General features: G+C 70.1%; 1 protein-coding gene. It reads right to left on the bottom strand.

Going from position 1 to position 1,098, the window contains the following annotated elements:
- Positions 1-60: 60 nt before the first annotated feature.
- Positions 61-693, bottom strand: coding sequence for an AMP-binding protein (locus IRY44_RS30425; protein WP_194803568.1), 633 nt, complete (start codon positions 691-693; stop codon positions 61-63).
- Between the last annotated feature and the right edge of the window lie 405 nt (positions 694-1,098).

Genomic DNA, 1,098 nt, shown 5'->3' on the forward strand with positions numbered 1-1,098 from the left:
GTGATGGGTCTCGTGGTGGATCCTTCCAGCCCTCAGCGGCAGCCTGCTACCGCTGCCGCCTCACCAGGCGGCGATGATCTGTGCGGCGATGCTGTCCTTTCCCAGGGGACCCCACCTAGGTCGGCGGCCCGACCTTCCTGCTCGTCGGAAGCGCACGGCGCCGTCGCGAGGCCTCCCCCAGGGTCGTCGGTTACGCCCACCACCGCCGAAGGTGCCGGGCGCTCGGCGAGATCGCCCGGTGCCACCGTCCCGGCCGGGCGGTGGTGGAGACGGCCGCCCGGCCTCGACCGCGGGCAGCACCTCGGAGGTCGACACCGTAGCCTCGGTCAGCTCGGCAACGGTCGGCGCGGGTGTTGTCGGGACCCTCGCCCCGGTCAGCGACGCGGAGGTGATGGTGTACCGGGTGCCGCTGACCGAGATCATCAAATCCCGCCGGTGGTCCGGGTACAACGTGTCCACCGGGACGTAGGCGCCGCCGGCCCGCAGAATGCCGAGGATGGCGACGATGACGTCGACGCCGCGCGGCAGGTTCACCGCGACCCGTTGCTCACCTCGGACTCCCCGGGCGCGCAGCGCCCGCGCGAGATGGCTCGCGGCGGCGTCGAGTTCGCGATAGGTCAACGTCCTGTTCTCCTCGCTGACGGCCGGGCGGTCGGGATGCCGCCGCACCGACGCGGCGAAGAGCGCCAGCACGCTCGCCGCATCCCCGGCGGATGGTGAGTCACTCGGCGACTCGCCCTTCCTGTTCGAGGACCAGTTGGTGACCCCGACCGCGTCGAGGCACTGCGGACGGCTGTCAGCCTGCCCGATGCCCTCACACCCTTCGGGACGGGGTCGATCGCTCAGCCGGGGTGCTGTGGTTCTCCTCGAGGCTACGCACGGCCATCGACAGGCGACCGTCGTCTAGCCCCGTGTCAGATCGTTCATGTGCTCTCTCATCTCGCACTGGTCTGAATCCCACGGCGTCGGGCCGACGTCCGTGGGCCGGTGTCGGCTCCGCCTGAAAACTGACCCCGTGGTTCCGGCTGAATTTTGACCCCTTCCGGAAGCATCGGGAGGTGCTGAGCGTGGAGGACTGGGCGGAGATCCGTCGGTTGT

The sequence above is a fragment of the Micromonospora sp. ANENR4 genome, from assembly GCF_015354395.1.
Taxonomy (GTDB): domain Bacteria; phylum Actinomycetota; class Actinomycetes; order Mycobacteriales; family Micromonosporaceae; genus Micromonospora; species Micromonospora aurantiaca.